The sequence below is a fragment of the Brevibacillus formosus genome (assembly GCF_003013405.1).
Taxonomy (GTDB): Bacteria; Bacillota; Bacilli; order Brevibacillales; family Brevibacillaceae; genus Brevibacillus; species Brevibacillus formosus.
The window spans coordinates 121,739-140,689 of record NZ_PXZL01000004.1 but is presented as its reverse complement, the minus strand read 5'-3'; the positions used below and the strand labels follow the sequence as shown (position 1 = coordinate 140,689).

Below are 18,951 nucleotides of genomic sequence, written 5' to 3'. Positions count from 1 at the left end.
CAGGCTTTTTTTATTTCGATAGAAAAAAATGAAACGTTTTGTCGCCCTGATTTCTCTAACAGGGGAGAAAAGGAGGGGGGAACTGATTGAATAAAAATCTTGGTCTCGTTGCTCGTGCCAAGGCTGGTGATGCTGACGCGTTCCAAATGCTCATTCATCAGGAAAAAGCCAATCTGTACAAGATGGCTTTCGTGTATACGCGCAACGAAGAGGATGCGCTTGAGGTTTTTCAGGAAACGGTCTATAAGGCGTTGCTCTCCATTTCAACCTTAAAGGAAGAGCAGTATTTTACCACATGGTTGACACGCATTTTGATCAACTCCGCGCTTGCCTATTTGGCGAAGAAACGCAAGGTAATCTCGCTTAGCAAAGACATGATTGAAAATGTGCGGGATACAGGAAACGTAAGGCTTGAGGAACGGATCGATCTGCTGGAGGCAATGGAAGAGCTGGAAGAAAAGTATGTAACGGTGCTGATGTTAAGGTTTTACAAGGACTACTCCGTCAAGCAAATCGCGGAAACGCTGGATTGTCCAGAAGGCACTGTGAAAACGAATATTCACAGAGGGTTGACTCTATTAAAGAAGAAGTTGAAAGGGGAGTACTTCGATGAGAGAAAAAATTCATGCCTATAAAGAGCAAGTAGATCGCATTCCGGTCCCGACAGAGAAGCTGGACGCCATTATCGCCCAAACGGTTCAGCAGGCTACACCGAAAAGAAAACGCCTGAGCAAACGAAAGCTGGTGTACAGTACAGGGGCAGCGGTCGTAGCTTTAGGGGTCTTGTTTAGCTCAGCAGCAGTTTCCCCGGCAATGGCAAACCTAGTGTCCAAGGTGCCTTTGATTGGATCGATTTTCGCGGCATACGGAGACAATGGATTGAAGCAAGTGAGTGAAAAAGGCTTAACAACTGTCATTGGCGAGTCGCAGGACGTGGGTGGCCATGCGATTACTGTCAATGAAGTGTACTATGACGGCACGCGATTCACGATTGGTTACACATTGGAAACGAAGCAGGCAGTTGGAGAGCATTATTTAGGCTCCTCGCCAGAGCTGACGGTAAATGAGAAAGCATTTGGATACACAGGAAGCAGCAAGCATACACAAATCACGCCAACGCTTGCGACCGGGATTGTTGATATTGACGCGGTCAATGGCTTGCCTGAGGAGTTCAAGCTCGGATTGAGCTTCCATGGGGAGGACGGCAAGCAGTGGAACTTCTCCTTGCCAATCAGTTCCCGCACAGATACGAAACGCATTGCGATCAATCACCAGCAAAAAGCTGGAGGCATTGACCTAACTGTTTCGGATATAACAATGGCTCCAGCAGGACTGTTTGTCAGTTTTCAGGCGGTAACGGAGGAAATCGGCTATTTATCGAGCTATTTGGAATTCAAGGTCGTTGATGATAAAGGAAATGAGCTAGGAGCCTACTCAGGCGGTAGCCAAGGTAAAAAATTAGACGGTAAAGAATACCTTGCAGGTACTCGCCGTTTTGACCCGGTGACAGCAGATGTAAAAGAAATAAGGATCACTCCGTATCTGTCATTGCCATCTCAAAGCGGTGGTGTCAAGATAGATGAAAACGGAAAAGAAACGGTCATCCAAAGCGAAATCGAAACGATAAATAAACACGGGAAAGACATCGAGTTCAAAACATTTACCGTTACGTTGAAAAAATAAAGTCCACGCAAAAAAGCGTCACTCCATGTGCAGGAGCGACGCTTTTTTCTGTGTTGGGGCAAAAACTAGGATTGTTTTCTCATCGCACCCAGCTCTTCAACGATGGCGGTCATTTCATTGATGCCAAACGCGGCTTTTTTCTGCACCATGTTGTACAGGTACAGCAAATCCTCGTAATGAACCAGATCAAAATCCTCCGGGCGCATCACCGCTGTATTCGCCATGTTCAGCTTTGCTTTGATGCCTTCAATGATAATAGCGAGGTTTTCAACAGAAGGTTGATTCAGGTCAGCCATACTTTCTCGCTCCTCTCTGCAAATATGGTAGTTATTTCGTCAGTTGCCCACGTGTGACGCCCAACTGGTTGGTTGCCTTCAGGGTACGCCATACGTGTGTACCGCTAACTTCTCCACGCAATGCCTTGCGATACAGACTGATTACCTCTTTCACGCGCTCTGGCTCTTCTTCCAAAAACTCGATGCGATAGCTGCCGACATTCAGGGAGCGGAACTCGCTCAAGTACTCAGCACCGGACTGGTCAATCGCATTATAAACGGTATTGCGGCAACCGGTATCCACACGTACAGGGTGAGAGAAACCGACGCGGTCTTTCAAAGAAATGCGGGAGGTCTCACATGGAGTTCCGCAGTTTGTATGGTCAGTACCTTCACTCATGAATGTGCAATATACGCAATGCTCCGTGTGGAACATCGGCATATGCTGGTGGATGACCAGCTCCATGTTCGCAGCGTTCGAGCGGCTGAGCAGATCGACCATCTGCTGGATGTTCAGATCGTACGATGGCGTGACGCGCTCAAGACCTGTTGCGAGGAACAGCTCAACTGCCTTGTGGTTCGCGACATTCAAGGAGAAATCGCCAATCAGCGGAATGTCGATTTCATCACGACGGGACAAGTAGTAATAGAGTGCTCCCGTATTGCGCACCAAAATAGCGTCTGGCTTGCTTTTCGCGATCAGGGCAAGCACACCGTTTTCATCCGGCATATGAATGCGCATCGTAGCAATCCCGATCTTTTTCCCGTACTTATGAGCCAGCTTGACACCCTCTGGATACTGCTTGACGAATTCAAAGTCAGCGTAGAGGAAGTCCACATCTGTTTGCGCAGCTGCTTCCAATTGCTCAAGGGAGCGGCACAGCGCTGTCAGGAGCGGCTTTTCCACTGGCTGGCTCTTCGGAACATCCGCATATACGTTGATATCGTGATGGTGGTAAATCGGCGGCTTGGAGCGCAGGAACACGAGCTGTTCGACCGCGTCACGGCGCATCCGGTTCAACGCACTGACAGGAACGATAAGATCCCCTTCGAGATCGACAGTCAGATCGTGAGCTTCCAGGTGGAAAATGGTTCCGCCCAGACGGCTGAGTTGATCGTGCAGCAACTCTTTCGTCAGCGGACGCTTCAAAGCAGTTTCAAGCAGTACCTCGGAAGGAACACTGACAGCGTGATTCGCCTGTTTATCCACCCAAGTGACGCTGAGCTTTTCACCCAGCTTTCCGCTCACGTGAACAGACAGTGGGAAGGTGCGATAAGGCTTTTCGGTCTCGAACGTTTTGCGCAGGCGACGATCCAGCTCAGGATCGCTCGTCTTCCATACGCGGTCACCGACGTGAAGACGCTTCAGATTCACGTCATTGCGTCCCATGACGATTTCGTACAAGCCTTTGGAAACTTCGCCTTCTACCTTTTTGCTGCGGCTCAAAATATCGTAGATGCGACCGCCTTCTTCTTTTTGCGTAGGGTCCCCCGCGTCGAACACGATTCCGTCTCCGCGTTTGACAGGAGCAGTGATCTCCACCAAAACGCCTGTAGGAAGCAGTTTTTTCACGGTTCCCAAAAACACACCGCGGCTTTTCGGGAACGAACCATCTACGAGCTGCTTGTTGTTTGTCCCGGTCAAAAATCCGTGTGTAAACCCGCGGGAGAAGCTTTGTTGCAGCTCGCGTACTTCTACCTCGGTTGGTCCCGTATCTTGTCCCGCAAAATAGCGCTCGATGGCGGCATTGTATTTGCTCACGACGTTTGCCACGTATTCAGGTGTTTTCAGACGGCCTTCAATTTTAAAGGAAGTCACGCCAGCCTCGATCAGCTCAGGAACCAAATCGATGGCAGCCAAGTCCTTCGGGGACAGCACGTAAGCGATGTTCCCCATGTCCTTTTGCACACCGTCTACCATCAGGTCATACGGCAAGCGACAGGCTTGGGCACACTCCCCGCGGTTTGCCGAGCGTCCACCCCACATTTCTGAGGTCAGACATTGTCCCGAATAAGAAACGCACAAGGCGCCGTGGACGAATACTTCCATCGGCAGCTTTGCTTTTTCTCCGATTTTTTTGATCTCTTTTAATGAATTTTCACGACCGAGGACGACGCGTTCCATATCAAACGGCTTTGTGAACTCCACCGCTTCCGGCGAAGTGATCGTCATCTGTGTAGAGCCGTGAATCGGGAAGTCTGGAGAAATCTCGCGGATCATCTTTACAAGACCGAGGTCTTGCACGATCACAGCGTCTACTCCAGCGTGAATACAGGCGTCAATCAGCTCGCGTGCATCCTCTAGTTCATTTTCAAATACGAGAATATTAAAGGTAAGGAAGCCCTTTACCCCGTACATGTGCAAATAAGCCATAATCTCAGGCAGTTCCGCCATTTGGAAGTTCTCAGCACGAGCACGCGCGTTGAACTTTTCTACCCCAAAAAAGATGGCATTGGCTCCGTTGGCCACGGCTGCCTTCAAACAGTCCCAGTTACCAGCAGGTGCCAACAGCTCGATATCTTCACGCTTTATACCATTTCGCATGTGTATGTCTTACCTCCAAGGTCTTCAAACAAGCTCTTCTTCATCATAGGGAAATGTGCTGGTCACCGCAACAAAAACATCCTATCTGCCAGATGTTGAAAATGTGCCTTCCAGAAAGACACCTAGTGATGGTATTCTGTAAGAAAAATCGAAATATTCTACGAACCAGGGGAACCGATATATGTTAATCATCAAAGACATTTTGCTGCAGTTGCTGTTCGTTATCGTCCCTGTTTTGCTGTATAGGAACGTTTGGCTGGGGCGATCAACCTCGAACAAGATGAGCGTCAAGTCATCCATGGTTATCGTTTGTAGCTCAATCAGTGTCATTCTTTCTATGAGCTTTCCAGTACAACTCAGTAATGGTATGGAGTACGATTTACACTCGATACCGATCATTATTACCATTTTATACGCTGGGTATATCCCGGGCATTTTGACGATTTTGGTGATGCTTGTCGTACGGATCGTTCTGGGTGGCGATGGCGTCCAGATGACCATACTCGAAACGATGGTTTATGTGATCATCCCGTTTTTGTTAGTCAATCGATGGTATGGCTACTCTTTACGAAAAAAACTAGCGGTCGTTCTCTTGATCGGATGCTTGAAGCAGCTATCCATCATCGGTGGAGGGATGGTTGTTTTGATCTGGAGAGGGTTTCCGCTGTCCATCATTAACAATTATCTGGAGCCGCTGGTGGAAATCGGCTACCTCGCCTTGATCGTACAAGGTGGAGCCGTTTATTTCATCGAGTTTATTCGTGAATCTCATATTATCCGCAAGCAGGTCGAACGCTCGGAAAAGCTGAACCTGATCAGCGAGCTGGCAGCCAGCGTTGCCCATGAAGTGCGCAATCCACTCACGGTGGTACGAGGCTTTGTCCAGTTGTTGCGCGAGGAGTCGAATCCGAAAAACGTTGAATACATCCGATTGGTCTTGAATGAACTCGATCGGGCTGAATTTATTATTTCCGACTATTTAAATCTGGCCAAGCCTCATTCTGAGACACTCGAGCGACTGGAGATTGCGCATACCGTGAAAGAAATAACCGCCATTATGTCCTCTTACAGCGTCATGAACCGAGTGGAAATCTCCTGTGAGACCGAGCCGGGCCTATTCATTGAGAGCAACGCCGTTAAGCTCAAGCAAGCATTGATGAATCTGATGAAAAACGGTATCGAATCGATGGGACAAGGTGGCATACTGCATGTCACCGTACGAGCAGCCGGGAACTATCATGTGATTTCCATCAAGGATGAGGGAGAGGGGATGACGCCGGAGCAGATTGAACAGATTGGGCTGCCTTTTTATTCTACAAAGGAAAAAGGGACAGGTCTCGGCTTGATGGTAACCTGCCGGATCATCGAGGCGATGCAAGGGACGATCCACTTTCAGAGTGAACGAGGGCACGGAACGCAGGTGACGATTCAACTGCCTGCTGTGTATACGTCCGAGAAAGGAGGCGAACATGGACAAAGATCAAGAGGTGTGGGAGCGACTCTTTCATGAGTTGGCTGTCATCAGAAGTGAATTAAAAGCGTTCAAGCTCGAAACACGTGCAGAGCTCTATCAAATCAAAAGCGAGCTAAAAGAATGGCAACAGCATGAAGAACAGCGAAGGCTCTCAAACGAAGGGGAATAGACCATGAGAAGTTCCGCAAACCGATGGTGGCAAAAAACAGGAAAAGCTGTTTTCGCAGCAGGCTTGGCTTTATCGCTTGCTGCATGCGGACAACCACAGGAAGCAGCAAAGCCTGCCACACAACCAACGACAGAGGCTACACCAGCTAATGCATCCGCGCAACCCGAACAAGTACTCAGACTGAATAACTTTACAGAACCGCTTTCTCTTCATCCCGGACTCATTTCGGATGTTTGGTCATCCAATGTCATTTTTCAGACGTTTGAGGGGCTGACTCGCATTGACGACAAGGGCGTTCCACAGCCCGCGATGGCCGAGGAAATCAAGGCATCAGATGATTTGTTGACGTACACCTTCACGATGCGTGACAATGCGAAGTGGTCGAACGGCGATCCCGTAACCGCACACGATTTTGAAAACGCCTGGAAATGGGCACTCGATTCCAAAAACGGTTCCCAGTATGCCTACCAGCTGTTTTATATAAAAAATGCAGAGGCAGCCTTTGCTGGCAAAGTGAAGCCCGAAGAGATCGGGGTTAAGGCAACAGATGACAAGACACTGGTCGTCCAATTAGAAAACCCGACTCCGTTTTTTCTGGAGCTGACGGCTTTTTACAGCTACTTTCCGCTAAATACCAAAGTGGTGAAAGACAATCCGGACTGGGCGAAGGAAGCAGGACCAGCCTACACCTCGAATGGACCGTTCAAACTCGCTGCGTGGGAGCATAAAAACAAGCTGACGCTCACGAAAAACGAGCATTATTGGGACGCAGACGCTGTCAAGCTGACCAAAATCGAAATGAACATGATCAATGACGCGAATACAGAGCTGTCGATGCTGGAGGGTGGCGATCTCGATTGGGCAGGTGCCCCGACTGGCAATCTTCCGCTCGACGCGATGCCGACCTTGAAGGAAAAAGGCTTGCTGGTGATCACGCCAAAAGCCGGGACGTATTGGTATGAATTCAACACAGAGCAAAAGCCTTTCCACAACAAAAAAATTCGCCAAGCCTTTTCCTACGCGATCAACCGGAAAGACATTGTGGAGAACATCACCCAGGGAGGGGAATTGGTTGCGACAGCTGTAGTGCCGCCTACGATGTTTGCTGAGAACGAGCAAGGCTTGTTTACAGACAACGACATGGAAAAAGCCAAGCAGCTGTTGGCGGAAGGCATGAAGGAAGAAGGGTACGCCAACGTCGATCAGCTCCCGCCGATTACGCTGTCCTATAATACAGAAGAAGCACAGACGAAAATCGCCCAAGCCGTACAGGACATGTGGCAAAAAAACTTGGGTGTGCACGTCAAGCTGGAGAATCAGGAATGGAATGTCTACTATGAAAACGTGAAAAACGGGAAGTTTCAAGTAGCGCGGATGGGGTGGACGGGGGATTTCAACGATCCGATCAATTTCCTGGAGATATTCCGAACGAAGGAAGGCAACAACCATACTCGTTGGGAGAATCGTCAATATGCCGATCTATTGGCGGCTTCTGCCAAGGAGAAGGATGCTGCCAAGCGAAAAGCGATCTTGCAAGAGGCTGAGAAAATCTTGGTGGACGAAATGCCAGTCATTCCGTTTTACTTTAAGTCTACAGTGTATGCGCAAAACCCCAAGTTGAAGGGCGTAGTCATTTCAGGTCTGGGAAACGCGCAGTACAAATGGGCCTATTTCGAATAAATCATAAGTAGTCACATTCGAAGGGCTGGTCAGTCGGATTATTCCACGACCAGCCCTTCGAATACGATAGAGACCTTCTCTTCCATGATTTCTTCGAGTGCCCAAGCGCCCTCGCTGCGTACCCAATCATAAAGAGCATTATAGTAAATGTTTTCTAACATATTCGCAGCGACAAGAGGGTTGAATTTGCTTTTCAGTTGATTCTTTTCTTGCGCTTCTTCAATCAGGTCAGCGAACAGTTGGCGCAATTCAAAGTACATGTTCTTTTCGTTCTCAAGCACTTTCCGATGTTTCATCGAGGATTCTACGACGACTTTGATGAAATCGAAATTGGTGATGGTGACTTCATTCATGATCTTGTAGATTCGCAGCACCTTCGACTTGCAGTCGTTACCGTAATCCCACTCTTCCCGGCGCTCCTCGATTTCATGCAGACGCTCATAACCCCAGTTGGCGAGAATGGCTTCCTTTGAAGTGAAATGCAAAAAGATCGTACCGCGTGCAACATCCGCTTCTTCGGAAATCATGTCGATTGTGGTTGCTTCAAAGCCGTGCGTTTTGAAAAGCTTGATGGCAGCATTGAAGATTTTTTCGCGTGTTTCGCGCTTTTTCCGTTCCCGTCTCGTCGTCAAGTATGTAGCACCTCCTTATGAACTCGTACGCTTGATTATAACACAACCGTTACCTAACAAAAGAATAGTTCATACAATTACGCATAAATTAGGTGAAAAAAGGATAGACTTCTGCACAATACGAATGTATATTTATATACTATAATGAATAAATATTAAATCATACCAGGCTCGTTATGCATGGAGTGGAGGAGAGTAAAATGGGTGTTGCAAAGGCTTTGGCAGTACGTCAGGCTACGATGAAAGACGTGGATGCCATGTTGGAAATTGTTAATGAATATGCACAACAAGGCTTGATGCTGCCACGTACGAAGCTGTCTTTCCTGGAAAACTTGCAATCCTTTATTGTCGCTCATGATGGGGATTCGGTCGTAGGTGTAGCAGGCCTGCATATTTTGTGGGAGGACCTGGCGGAGATCCGCTCCTTGGCTATCTCGGAAAAAGCAAAGGGGATGGGCGTTGGGAAACATCTGGTTCTTCATTTGGTTGAGCAATGCCGCCTTTTGGGAATTAAGCGTGTACTCGCGCTGACCTATCAACAGGTGTTTTTTGAAAAGTGCGGATTTTGGGTCGTTGCCAAGGAAACACTGCCGCAAAAAGCTTGGAAGGATTGCATTAACTGCTCCAAGCTGCCGATGTGCGACGAAATAGCTATGATTTTTGAGACGGCCTGATACATTTGGTCTAGCCTTCCTTTTTCCTTTTCTGGTACTATATTCATATAAATAGTAGAAATATAAACAATATTCTATTAGTATAACAGAAAAAGGTATTGGAAAAAATAGGGGGCTTTTCCATGAAACTAGGCGCTCGTATATTGCTCGTACTACTACTGGCAGGAAGTGTACCGCTGACGGCAGCGGGATTGTTTGCGTATCAGGAATCCAAGCAGGAATTGTTGAAAGGCAGTGCCGCTACACTGGAAGCGTTGCGTCAAAGCAACAAGGAACAGGTGGAAAATTACTTTCGCGAGCGAGCCAGGAACGTGGATACGTTGGCTGCATCGGGAACAGTAATGTCTGCCCTTTCTTCGTTTGAGGGCGTGTGGCGGCAAGGCCTGGAATCGTCTGCTTATGAAGAAGTGCAAGCGCGATATACGAACGAATTGAAGATGGAGGTCGCTCGCTACGGCTTCGTAAATGCCTTTTTGTTAAATGCACAAGGGGACATCGTGTACGAGACAAAGCCTCAGGCCGATTTTGGTACCAATCTCATGACTGGCCCACACGCTGACTCTGTACTTGGCCAGACTGTGCAGCAAGTCCAGAAAACCCAAAGCGCAGAAATGTCAGATCTAGGCATTTACGAACCATCTGGAGGGGCGCCAGGGGTATACATTGCAGCGCCGATCTACGAACGAGGCTACATCATCGGGCAAATAGCAGTCGAAGTATCTATGGATTATATTTCAAGAATATTCAACCAACGGGAAGGGCTGGGGGAAACCGGGAAGATTTACCTGGTAGGTAGTCCGGACAAGCTCATGCGCTCGCAACTGGGTAGTGGACCAAATACGTTGTTACAGCAAAAAGTAGATACGCCCATCGTCGACCAAGTCTTGCTCACCCAACAATCCGAAGGAACGGTCGAAAGCATGGATTACTTGGGACAGCAAGTGCTCGTGTCCTACGATCAGGTCAAAGTGGGGAAGAAGACGTGGGCGATTTTGGCAGAGATGAATATGACCGAAATACTGGAGGGCCCAAACCGCATTCGGGATGCCATGATTGCTTTTAATGGTGCCGTCCTCTTGCTTATCGTCATCATCTCGTTATTTACAGCGAACTGGCTTCGTCGATCGTTTCACGGCATGCTTGCTGTCGCTGAGCGAATCGGGCACGGTGATTTCTCGCGTGAGATTCCTGACAAGCTATTAAAAAGAAAAGATGAACTAGGAGAGCTGGCAGGGTCTCTCGTTACCATGCAGAAGCAGTTGCGCAAAATCTTGTTTCAGATTCAGCAGGCAGCTGCTTCCGTTTCCGGTGCGGTGCGAAATATTCAGGGAAACACCAGTGAGATTGCTGCTTCCAGCCAACAAATTGTCCTCGTCGTCGACCAAGTGGCCGCTTCTGCTGACAGCCAGGTGGAAAAAATGGGACAAACCTTGAATCTGGCTGTTGATTTGACGAGGGATGTGGCGGTGGTAACGGAAAATGTAGAGCGAGTGACCGTATCTGCGGAGGAAATGAAGCAGCATGCACACGCAGGCAGACGCGCGATCGCAGATGTGATGGACAGCATGGACGAAATCAATCGTTCAGTAGAAGCTGCGACGGACGTCATTCATGTATTGGAGGGGCGCTCGAAGGACATTTCGAGAATTATCTCGGTCATTACAGAAATAGCCCGCCAGACCAATCTGCTAGCCTTGAATGCTGCGATTGAAGCGGCCAGAGCAGGAGAGCATGGGAAGGGATTTGCCGTCGTCGCAGGGGAAGTGCGCAAGCTGGCGGAGGATACCAATAATGCTGCCCAGCAGATCGTAGGCATGATTGGAGACGTACAAAAGGATACAAAGGAAGCAGTATCCAGAATGGTCGAGGGTGCCCAAACGACCGCCCGTGGCATGAAGACAGCACACCAATCCCAAGAGATGTTCCGGCACATCGAGGAAAACATCCTCGGGGTGTCGCAAGAAATTAACGGTGTCAGTGAAGCCTTCAAGCGTATGGCCCCAGATGCCCAACAGGTAGCTGTAGTTGCTGGAGAAGTATCGTCTGCATCGATGCAAGCGGCTGCTGGTGTCCAAAGCATCTCGGCTGCGGTAGAGGAGCAGAGTGCAGCGATGGAGCTCATCGCAGATGCTGCGAATCAGTTGGCTATTCTGGCAGAAGAGCTGAGAAGCTCCCTTGCAACCTTTGTTTCGCGCGAAAATTAAGAAAAAAGGGACGGAGCAAAAGCCGGTGACAACTGCCTTTTCTCCCGTCTCTTTTTGTATTTTGGAAGGATATCTCACACAAAATGTTGAATGATAAGGACGATGGAGAGTTTCAGGCCGGAGGGACGTAAGCGTGCACAAACTAGATTGGGAACTATATCTGCTACCGTTCGAGCAAGCTGTAGAAGAAATCAAAGTCAAAATTAAAAATATCCGTAACGAGCTGCGCAAACGCAAGGAGCATTCACCGATTGAGTTTGCGGTGGGCAGGGTCAAATCGATCCCGAGTATTTACAACAAGGCAAACCGCTTGCAGTTTCCGATTGATGAGAATATCTGCTGGGAAATTCGCGATATCGCGGGCATCCGCGTCATTTGCCAGTTTATTGATGATATACCGGCAGTCGTAGAGATGATCCGCAACCGCGGAGATATGCGTGTGTATTTGGAAAAGGATTATGTCTCTACCCCAAAAGAAAGCGGATATCGCGGCTATCACCTTGCTGTGGAGTATCCGATCATGATGGCGGGTGGGCAAGTGACCATTCCGGTAGAAATTCAGATTCGCACATTGGGAATGAATTTTTGGGCGACGATTGAGCACTCGCTGAATTATAAATACGAGGGAATTATCCCATCTGATATACGGCAAAGATTGTTCGAGGCAGCCAAGGCGTCCTACAAGCTGGATAGCGAAATGAACAATATCCGGGACGAAATTAAAGACGCCCAAGCAGAGTTTACGAAAAAAGAAGTTCCGATGGAGTCATTATTATCGCTGGTTGAGCTGGATCTCGATGTCGATGTCGATGCGGCAATGGACGAAGGAATTATGAATGAGGGGACTGGGGAAGAGGATGACAAGCGTTAATTGGCTGGAGGAAACAAATAAGCGCAAGGAAGAACTGATTGCGACGACGCAACAATTTTTGCAAATTAAAAGCGTATTGGACCCCGAGTCCGCGCGGGAAGGGGCCCCTTTTGGAGAAGGGATTCGGCAAGCGCTTGACTTTGCATTAGGCGTGTGTGAAAAAGCAGGTATGACAACCAAAGACGTCCGCGGATATGCAGGGCATGCTGAATTCGGGCAGGGCGAGGAATTGATCGGCATTCTGAGCCATGTTGATGTCGTACCGGAAGGCGATGGCTGGAGTACGCCACCGTATGCAGCCGAGATCGTGGATGGACGCATCGTGGCTCGTGGAGCGATTGATGACAAGGGACCGACGATGGCTGCCATTTTCGCCGCAAAGATCGTGATGGAGCTGGGGTTGCCGCTCTCGAAGCGCGTGCGCTTTATTTTCGGAACGGATGAAGAATCGAGCTGGCAGTGTGTGAACACGTATTTTGAAACGGAAGAAATGCCGACGATGGGCTTTACACCAGATGCAGACTTCCCGCTGATCTATGCGGAAAAAGGCTTGACTGATCTGTCATTGCGCCAGACGCTAGAATCCTTCCAAAGCCTCGGAATGCCTGCTGCGGAAAACGTGGAGGCAAAGCTCGTTTCCTTACAGGCTGGCTTGCGGATGAACATGGTTCCAGACAAGGCTGTAGCAACGCTTGCGCCAATTGGCTTGAATAGTGAGGCGATTGCACAAAGTTATCGTCAGCACTTGGACGCGACTGGCTTGAAAGGCAAGACGGAGGAGCAGGATGGTCTCGTAGTGCTGCACATGGAGGGCGTCTCGGTTCACGGAATGGACCCGAGCAAAGGTGTCAACGCGGGTACCGAGCTCATTCACTTTTTGCGCACCTTGTCCTTGGATGAACGCGGAGCTGTATTTGTAAGCTTGACTGATCGTTATTTGCACAAGCAGCACTACGGGGAAGCGCTTGGCATCGCGCATGATGATGAAGAAATGGGGGCACTCACACTGAACACAGGTGTGATCGAGTATGACGAAAAGCAGGATGCGCTTTTCCGACTGAATATCCGTTACCCACATTCTGTTGCCTTCGAAAAATGGTCGGCCGTTCTTGCTGAACGCTTCAGCGAAGGGGCATTTTCACTCGAAGTGGCAGAGCATCTGACACCGCACCGCGTTGATCCGAATCATCCTTTGGTGACGACACTGCAACGAGTGTATACGGAGCAAACAGGGGAGGAAGCTGGCATCATCGCAATTGGCGGAGCTACCTACGGCCGTTCGTTGGATGTAGGGGTAGCATTTGGACCGCTTTTCCCAGGGCGTCCTGACAGTGCCCACCAGCGAGATGAATATATTTTTGTGGATGATCTAATTAAAGCGACAGCGATTTACGCGCAAGCGATCTATGAATTAGCGAAGTAGAAATAGCAAACGGCTGGGCACAAGCTCCAGCCGTTTTTATTTTTACTGAATCAGACGAGACAAAATTCTTTGCAAATGCTGGAAGTCAGTACTATAATGCATGTAACGATTGATCGATTAATCATTCATTGGCAAGGAGCCTGTAAAGCATGCCACTTTCAGAAGAACAAGTGCTAAAAATGAAGCAAAAGCGGGAAACGATTCTCCAGCAGGCAGTTCTCTTGTTTGCTGAGCGCGGCTATGATGATACCACCATTGCAAAAGTCGCGAAGGCATCGGGAGTGAGCTTTGGCAGTGTTTTCACGTACTTTGAAAACAAGGATCAGCTCTTTCATGCAGCTGTCACGGAGCCATTGCAAGAGCATTCCGTCAAACTGCTGGACTTTGATCCCCAAGCATCTGAGCCATTACTGGAATTAGAGAGAATGGTGACCAATCACATTAAGATGTTCGCAGCGTTCGATTCGTACTTGCGTCTGGTCGTACAAGTAGTCGGCTACTATAATCGTTTTGCCCATTCTTTTGCCGAGCTAGATGCGTTTCACAACAGCTTTCGTACGAAAATTGCGGAGCTCTTGATCAATGGGCAAGAGAAAGGACTCTTGCATGTCCAAGACCCCAAATACGTGGCGACAGCCTACATGAGCCTGCTAATTGGTCTGCGTGTGAATTTGACTGATGAGCCACAAAGCAACATGTGGGAAAAATTCGTCCCGTTTGCCATGCAGCTTTTTGGACCGAAGAATCGCTAGCATTCTCCATCGGTCTATTTTTTTGGATTATAAATGATTGATTAATCAATCGTTCTAAAAAGAGGAGTGGTCACAATGCGTTTTTGGAAGTTCGACAGCAACATCCAGATCAGACTGATGTTACAATTTTTGACGACGATGGCGACCATGACTGTGACCCCGTACTTGATTGTTTTTTTCTCGAAGCAATTGGGGACGGTTGTAACGGGTTTTATGTTTTTAGGCGTGATGGCAGCGAGTGTGGCAGGTTCTTTTGCAGGGGGATATGTGGCAGACAGGATCGGGCGAAAAAAAGTCATCGTTGTGTGTGAGGCCGTCATCTTCCTCAGTTTTCTTGGTGTGGCCTTCGTTAACTCACCATGGATTCAGCTGCCCTATGTGACATTTATTTTGTTTCTGTTCAATAACATTTGTTTGGGGGCGTCGGGTCCTGCATACCAAGCACTCATCATTGATGTGAGTCAGTCCGAGAACAGGCGAGAGATTTTTACTGCTTCCTATTGGTTGAATAATCTGGCGGTAGCGATAGGAGGATTGGTGGGGGCTTTTTTGTTCGACAAGCATTACTTTGCTCTATTTCTCGGTGTGGCTGTAAGCATTGCGATTTCGCTCGCCATTACAATCCTGTTTATCAAGGAAACGTATGTGCCAGAAAAACGTGCACGCTCGGCGACTTGCAAACAAAGACAAAAAGATTCGAGTTTTATGGCAGATGTCATGGGAGCTTATAAAGAAGTGCTCAAGCATCGGATTTTTCTGCTGTTTACCATAGCGAATTTGCTCATTATAGCTGTGGAGGAACAATTGACCAATGTCATAGGCCTTCGTTTAGTGAAAGAAATCCCAGAGCCTGAGCAGTTATTTTCGTTTCTTGGCATTCAGGTGGACGGGATGAACTTGTTAGGTCTATTAAAAACAGAAAATACGTTGCTCGTTGTTTGCTTGACTGTTGTTGTTTCCTACGTGATGAAGAGCATGAGAGATAGGGCTGTGCTCCTATTAGGCTTGGTTCTGTACTTTTGCGGGTATGCATGGATTAGCTTCAGCAACTCTCCCGCAGTCTTGCTCATTGCCATGTTCTTCGCGACGTTGGGTGAAGTGATGCACATTCCGGTAAAGCAAGCGTTACTCGCCAATATGGTGCCGGATCATGCGCGGAGCACGTATATGGCTGTCCATTCTTTGTTTAGTATCGTAGGGATCAGCAGTGCAGGTGTGTTTATTCTTGTCAGTGCGTGGGTTCCCAACGTTGCGATCACCGGAATTTTTGTAGGGATGGGACTGATTTGTCTCGTGCTATTTCATCGGATTACGAAAAAGATTGAGCAAGAACAAGAAACCACTACGAAGGCCACCCAATCAAATGCGACAGCATGAAGAAGTAATCTAGCGCATTCGGGACATTTGTTAGGGAAACAATAACAAATAGAATGTAGGCAATTTGGAAATGAAAGGATTATGTAAACGATTTCTCGAAATCATAATGGAATATGTCAGTATCGAAAAGGAGATAAATGATGGACGATCTTACGAAATTGATCAAGGATTTGACGGAAGCGGACGGAGTACCAGGGCACGAGCGCGAAGTCAGGGTGAAGATGGAGGAGTACTTGCAGCCTCTCAGCGACGAACTGGTAAAGGATCGGCTGGGTGGAGTACTCGGTAAGAAAACGGGTGCAGAAAACGGTCCGAAAATTTTGCTCGCGGGACATTTGGATGAAGTAGGGTTCATGGTGACGCATATCACGCCAAAAGGGTACTTGCGTTTCATCCAGCTTGGCGGATGGTGGACGCACAATATCCTCTCACAGCGCGTGAAGGTCAAGACACGCAAAGGTGAGTATTTGGGGCTCATTGGTTCGAAGGCGCCACACGCGCTGGAAAAAGAAGAGCGGGAAAAAGTCATGAAGCTCAAGGATTTGTACATTGACATCGGGGCGAAAGATGAAGCAGATGCGAAGGAAATGGGGGTTCGCCCTGGTGATTGGATTGTCCCTGACAGTGATTTTACGACGATGCGAGGCGGAGAGCTGTGGGTAGCAAAGGCCCTCGATAATCGAGCGGGGTGTGCACTGGCTATCGAGGTACTGAGACGATTGCAGAAGGAAGAGCATCCGAATGTGGTATACGCGGGTGCAACCGTGCAGGAAGAAGTTGGGACTCGCGGTGCTGGCACAGTAGCGAATCTGGTTGAACCGGATATTGCTTTTGCTGTTGATGTTGGACTCGCATATGACACGCCTGGTAATGAATCGTATCCAATGACCTGCAATGTGGGGGACGGTCCGCTCGTCATGTTATTTGATGCCACGATGATTCCGCATACCGGATTGCGCGATCTCGTATTCGACACAGCAGAGGAGCTCGACATCAATATCCAGGTGGATGCTCTCGCAGGAGGCGGAACAGACGCAGCCAAATTCCATACAAGCGGCATTGGCTGCCCGTCGATTGTCGTCGGTTTTGCGACACGGTATATTCACAGCCATAATGCGATTATGTCCAAAAGTGATTTCGAGCAGGCTGCTCAGCTGCTGACAGCTGTTATCAAGAAGCTCGATAAACAAACGGTTCAACAACTGATCGACAGATAAGGTAAGGAAAGGAAATCAAAGCAATACCCTCCCCATGCAAGATGGAATGCATTGGGGAGGGTTTTCGTTTTGTTACTTGTTCTGCTCGGGGAGGTCTACCTTTATTTCCAGCCCCTTAATAAACTGATCGTCTGCGACAGTTTCAGCGGAATTATCTTTTACGACAAAAGGCTTGATTATGAAATACTTCGGCTTTCCTTGTGCAGAAGCATAGCGGGCGTCAAATGTGAGAGTGTTATCCTTACGTTCTCCTTCTCCGTGGAGGGACGTCAGTTGACGACCTTTGTCGTCAAACAGGGCAGCTCTGATGAACTGATCTGATGTTTTGCCATCCAGTTTGACCGAATACAACAAGCGCGTCGTCACTGGCGTCACATTGACCTCGGATACTTCGAAAGAAATCCCATCGGTTGATTGAACAGCATTCGGTTTAAGCTGGATGGTGTCGTTCGTCGCTTTTTGGAACGGAATGTCCAGCTTGAAGGCTTGATCAATTCCAGCAAGCTTAACAACCACTTTCGCATGGAAAGAATCTGGAATCTTGCTCGTTGAATTGTGGTCAGGTGTCTTCAAAATTTCTTCGAAGACAAGCAAGTTTGGGTGCGATTCGCCAGCCGAGGAGAAAAAACCACCGCTTGTTACCAAACTACTTGGGTCATCTTGACCTTTTCCATCGATGCTAAAAGTGACATTTTCGATAGCGTCACTGAGTTTGACAACCTCTTTTCCCGTATCAAACATGCCGTCCTTCAGGTTTGGAGCCGTTACACTGAGTAGGTAGACAGCGCGTGTTCCGTCGAAGACCGTCTCCGTTACCTCGAGCTTCATGTCCTGATGAGAAATACTCTTGTTCACCTTGGAAGAAAGACCTTGTTCGCCTGCAGCTCGCAAGCCGAGGTCCGCCTCGATTAAGCTAAAGAGACTCCCCACCACTGGGATCTGTTTAATCGATTGCGCCATGACCGGCGAGATAAATCCGGAGGTGAAAACAGTTGCACCTAGAATAACTGCGGCGGCCGCAACATAGGGTGCTTTACGAAATCGTCGAACTTTTTGTTCACGAGACCTTTCTGGGAGAGCGGCGTATGTTTCATCCAGTCGAGCGCGTACCAATGGTGACATCGTCGTTTCTTTTGTACGTTTGTACTCTTTTAGTTCTACATCCAATTTAGATTGATCCATAATGTATCTTCCCTTCCCGAAATGTGTTTAATTTTTCCATCAAGTTGTTCCGTGCCCGACTGAGTCGCATTTTCGCGGCACTCTCTGAAATTCCCAGTATCTCTGCAACTTGTTTTAAAGGCATGTCTTCAAAATAGTGAAGCACAATAACAAGGCGCTGCTGCTCATCCAATCTCTCAACGGCGTCCCGCAGGTCAAGATGTTCGTCACTATGGGAGAGTGAGAATTGGATAGGGAATTCATCCATTAGAACGTTACGGGAGCGATTTGCAACTATCTTATTGCATTCATTGATCAAAATTCGGAACATCCATGTCTTGAAAAATTGGGGCTCACGAAGTGAATGCAGCGATTTATAAGCTTTCAAAATGGTTTCCTGGAGAGCGTCCGCAATATCTTCCTCTTTTTTCAGAATGGCTTTAGCCGTATGGTACAAGGAGCTCTCGACTTGTTTGACAACAGCGATAAAAGCTTCGCGATCACCTTGCTTTGCCAGAAGAACCTGTTCTCTTAGATTCACCTTTATCACTCCTTTCTGTGTTGGTTTTTCACATTGACAGTAATTAGATCAGCGAAATCGATACATGGTCACATCATGTAGGCAAAAATTTTATCTAGGCTTGCTTCGTGTCACGAGTCTCGAAGAAAAATGAAGGGGAGTTGAACGGTTTAGTTGTTTTTTCGAGAGTACTCCTTTAGTATAGGTAGGATAGGATTTCGCAAGGGCAACAACCTGCCTAGGATGAATTTTGATTGATGAGAGCCGGTTTTATCGCATCCACTGTCCATGCAG

At 48.2% G+C, this 18,951-nt stretch carries 17 protein-coding genes; 12 read left to right on the top strand and 5 right to left on the bottom strand.

Translation table 11 applies throughout. The features are described 5' to 3' along the window. Positions 1–86: 86 nt before the first annotated feature. Together C7R91_RS05275 and C7R91_RS05270 are read left to right on the top strand one after the other, a co-directional pair. Positions 87–635 (top strand): sigma-70 family RNA polymerase sigma factor, encoded by a 549-nt coding sequence (locus tag C7R91_RS05275; RefSeq protein WP_047071610.1) that lies wholly within the window; start codon positions 87–89, stop codon positions 633–635. After that, positions 610–1,683: a DUF4179 domain-containing protein gene (locus C7R91_RS05270; protein ID WP_047071611.1), complete on the top strand. Its 1,074-nt coding sequence runs from the start codon at positions 610–612 to the stop codon at positions 1,681–1,683. The genes C7R91_RS05275 and C7R91_RS05270 overlap by 26 nt, the downstream gene beginning before the upstream one ends. 65 nt (positions 1,684–1,748) lie before the next feature. On the opposite strand, the gene C7R91_RS05265 is transcribed toward C7R91_RS05270, so the two are convergent. After that, positions 1,749–1,979: a DUF1128 domain-containing protein gene (locus tag C7R91_RS05265; protein ID WP_047071613.1), complete on the bottom strand. Its 231-nt coding sequence runs from the start codon at positions 1,977–1,979 to the stop codon at positions 1,749–1,751. Between the two features lie 31 nt (positions 1,980–2,010). After that, a complete protein-coding gene (locus tag C7R91_RS05260) occupies positions 2,011–4,503 on the bottom strand; it encodes a U32 family peptidase (RefSeq protein ID WP_047071614.1) in 2,493 nt (830 codons plus the stop codon). 181 nt (positions 4,504–4,684) lie between these two features. Between C7R91_RS05260 and C7R91_RS05255 the strand changes: the two genes are divergently transcribed. Genes C7R91_RS05255 through C7R91_RS05250 form a run of 3 tightly spaced genes read left to right on the top strand, consistent with a single transcriptional unit; the run spans position 4,685 to position 7,826 of the window. Then, positions 4,685–6,013 (top strand): sensor histidine kinase, encoded by a 1,329-nt coding sequence (locus C7R91_RS05255; protein WP_047071616.1) that lies wholly within the window; start codon positions 4,685–4,687, stop codon positions 6,011–6,013. Further along, positions 5,973–6,146 (top strand): hypothetical protein, encoded by a 174-nt coding sequence (locus C7R91_RS29285; protein WP_162837757.1) that lies wholly within the window; start codon positions 5,973–5,975, stop codon positions 6,144–6,146. Before C7R91_RS05255 ends, C7R91_RS29285 begins: the two co-directional genes overlap by 41 nt. Before the next feature lie 3 nt (positions 6,147–6,149). Then, positions 6,150–7,826, top strand: a complete 1,677-nt coding sequence (locus C7R91_RS05250; protein WP_047071618.1) for a peptide ABC transporter substrate-binding protein — start codon at positions 6,150–6,152, stop codon at positions 7,824–7,826. Between the two features lie 38 nt (positions 7,827–7,864). Here C7R91_RS05250 and C7R91_RS05245 read toward each other — a convergent pair whose 3' ends face one another. Continuing rightward, entirely contained in the window at positions 7,865–8,458 is a 594-nt protein-coding gene (locus C7R91_RS05245; RefSeq protein ID WP_047071619.1) for a TetR/AcrR family transcriptional regulator, read from the bottom strand. Positions 8,459–8,658: 200 nt separating this feature from the next. On the opposite strand from C7R91_RS05245, the gene C7R91_RS05240 reads away from it, so the two are divergent. From C7R91_RS05240 to C7R91_RS05210, 7 genes are all read left to right on the top strand, one after another. Continuing rightward, complete coding sequence (locus tag C7R91_RS05240) at positions 8,659–9,132, top strand: N-acetyltransferase (protein WP_007722846.1); 474 nt, start codon at positions 8,659–8,661, stop codon at positions 9,130–9,132. Between the two features lie 122 nt (positions 9,133–9,254). Beyond that, a complete protein-coding gene (locus C7R91_RS05235) occupies positions 9,255–11,336 on the top strand; it encodes a methyl-accepting chemotaxis protein (RefSeq protein WP_047071620.1) in 2,082 nt (693 codons plus the stop codon). A gap of 133 nt (positions 11,337–11,469) precedes the next feature. After that, a complete protein-coding gene (locus C7R91_RS05230; protein WP_047071621.1) occupies positions 11,470–12,207 on the top strand; it encodes a GTP pyrophosphokinase in 738 nt (245 codons plus the stop codon). Beyond that, the gene (gene pepV / locus C7R91_RS05225) at positions 12,194–13,630 is read left to right on the top strand and encodes a dipeptidase PepV (protein WP_047071624.1); all 1,437 of its coding nucleotides are present in this window, start codon (positions 12,194–12,196) and stop codon (positions 13,628–13,630) included. The genes C7R91_RS05230 and pepV overlap by 14 nt, the downstream gene beginning before the upstream one ends. A gap of 149 nt (positions 13,631–13,779) precedes the next feature. Beyond that, entirely contained in the window at positions 13,780–14,382 is a 603-nt protein-coding gene (locus C7R91_RS05220; protein ID WP_047071626.1) for a TetR/AcrR family transcriptional regulator, read from the top strand. A 75-nt stretch (positions 14,383–14,457) separates the two neighbouring features. Then, the gene (locus C7R91_RS05215) at positions 14,458–15,759 is read left to right on the top strand and encodes an MFS transporter (protein WP_047071627.1); all 1,302 of its coding nucleotides are present in this window, start codon (positions 14,458–14,460) and stop codon (positions 15,757–15,759) included. A gap of 140 nt (positions 15,760–15,899) precedes the next feature. Next, the gene (locus tag C7R91_RS05210; RefSeq protein ID WP_047071629.1) at positions 15,900–16,976 is read left to right on the top strand and encodes a M42 family metallopeptidase; all 1,077 of its coding nucleotides are present in this window, start codon (positions 15,900–15,902) and stop codon (positions 16,974–16,976) included. A 72-nt stretch (positions 16,977–17,048) separates the two neighbouring features. On the opposite strand, the gene C7R91_RS05205 is transcribed toward C7R91_RS05210, so the two are convergent. Both C7R91_RS05205 and C7R91_RS05200 read right to left on the bottom strand, forming a co-directional pair. Continuing rightward, positions 17,049–18,158, bottom strand: a complete 1,110-nt coding sequence (locus C7R91_RS05205) for a DUF4179 domain-containing protein (protein ID WP_047071632.1) — start codon at positions 18,156–18,158, stop codon at positions 17,049–17,051. Continuing rightward, entirely contained in the window at positions 18,145–18,678 is a 534-nt protein-coding gene (locus tag C7R91_RS05200) for an RNA polymerase sigma factor (RefSeq protein ID WP_047071633.1), read from the bottom strand. The genes C7R91_RS05205 and C7R91_RS05200 overlap by 14 nt, the downstream gene beginning before the upstream one ends. Between the last annotated feature and the right edge of the window lie 273 nt (positions 18,679–18,951).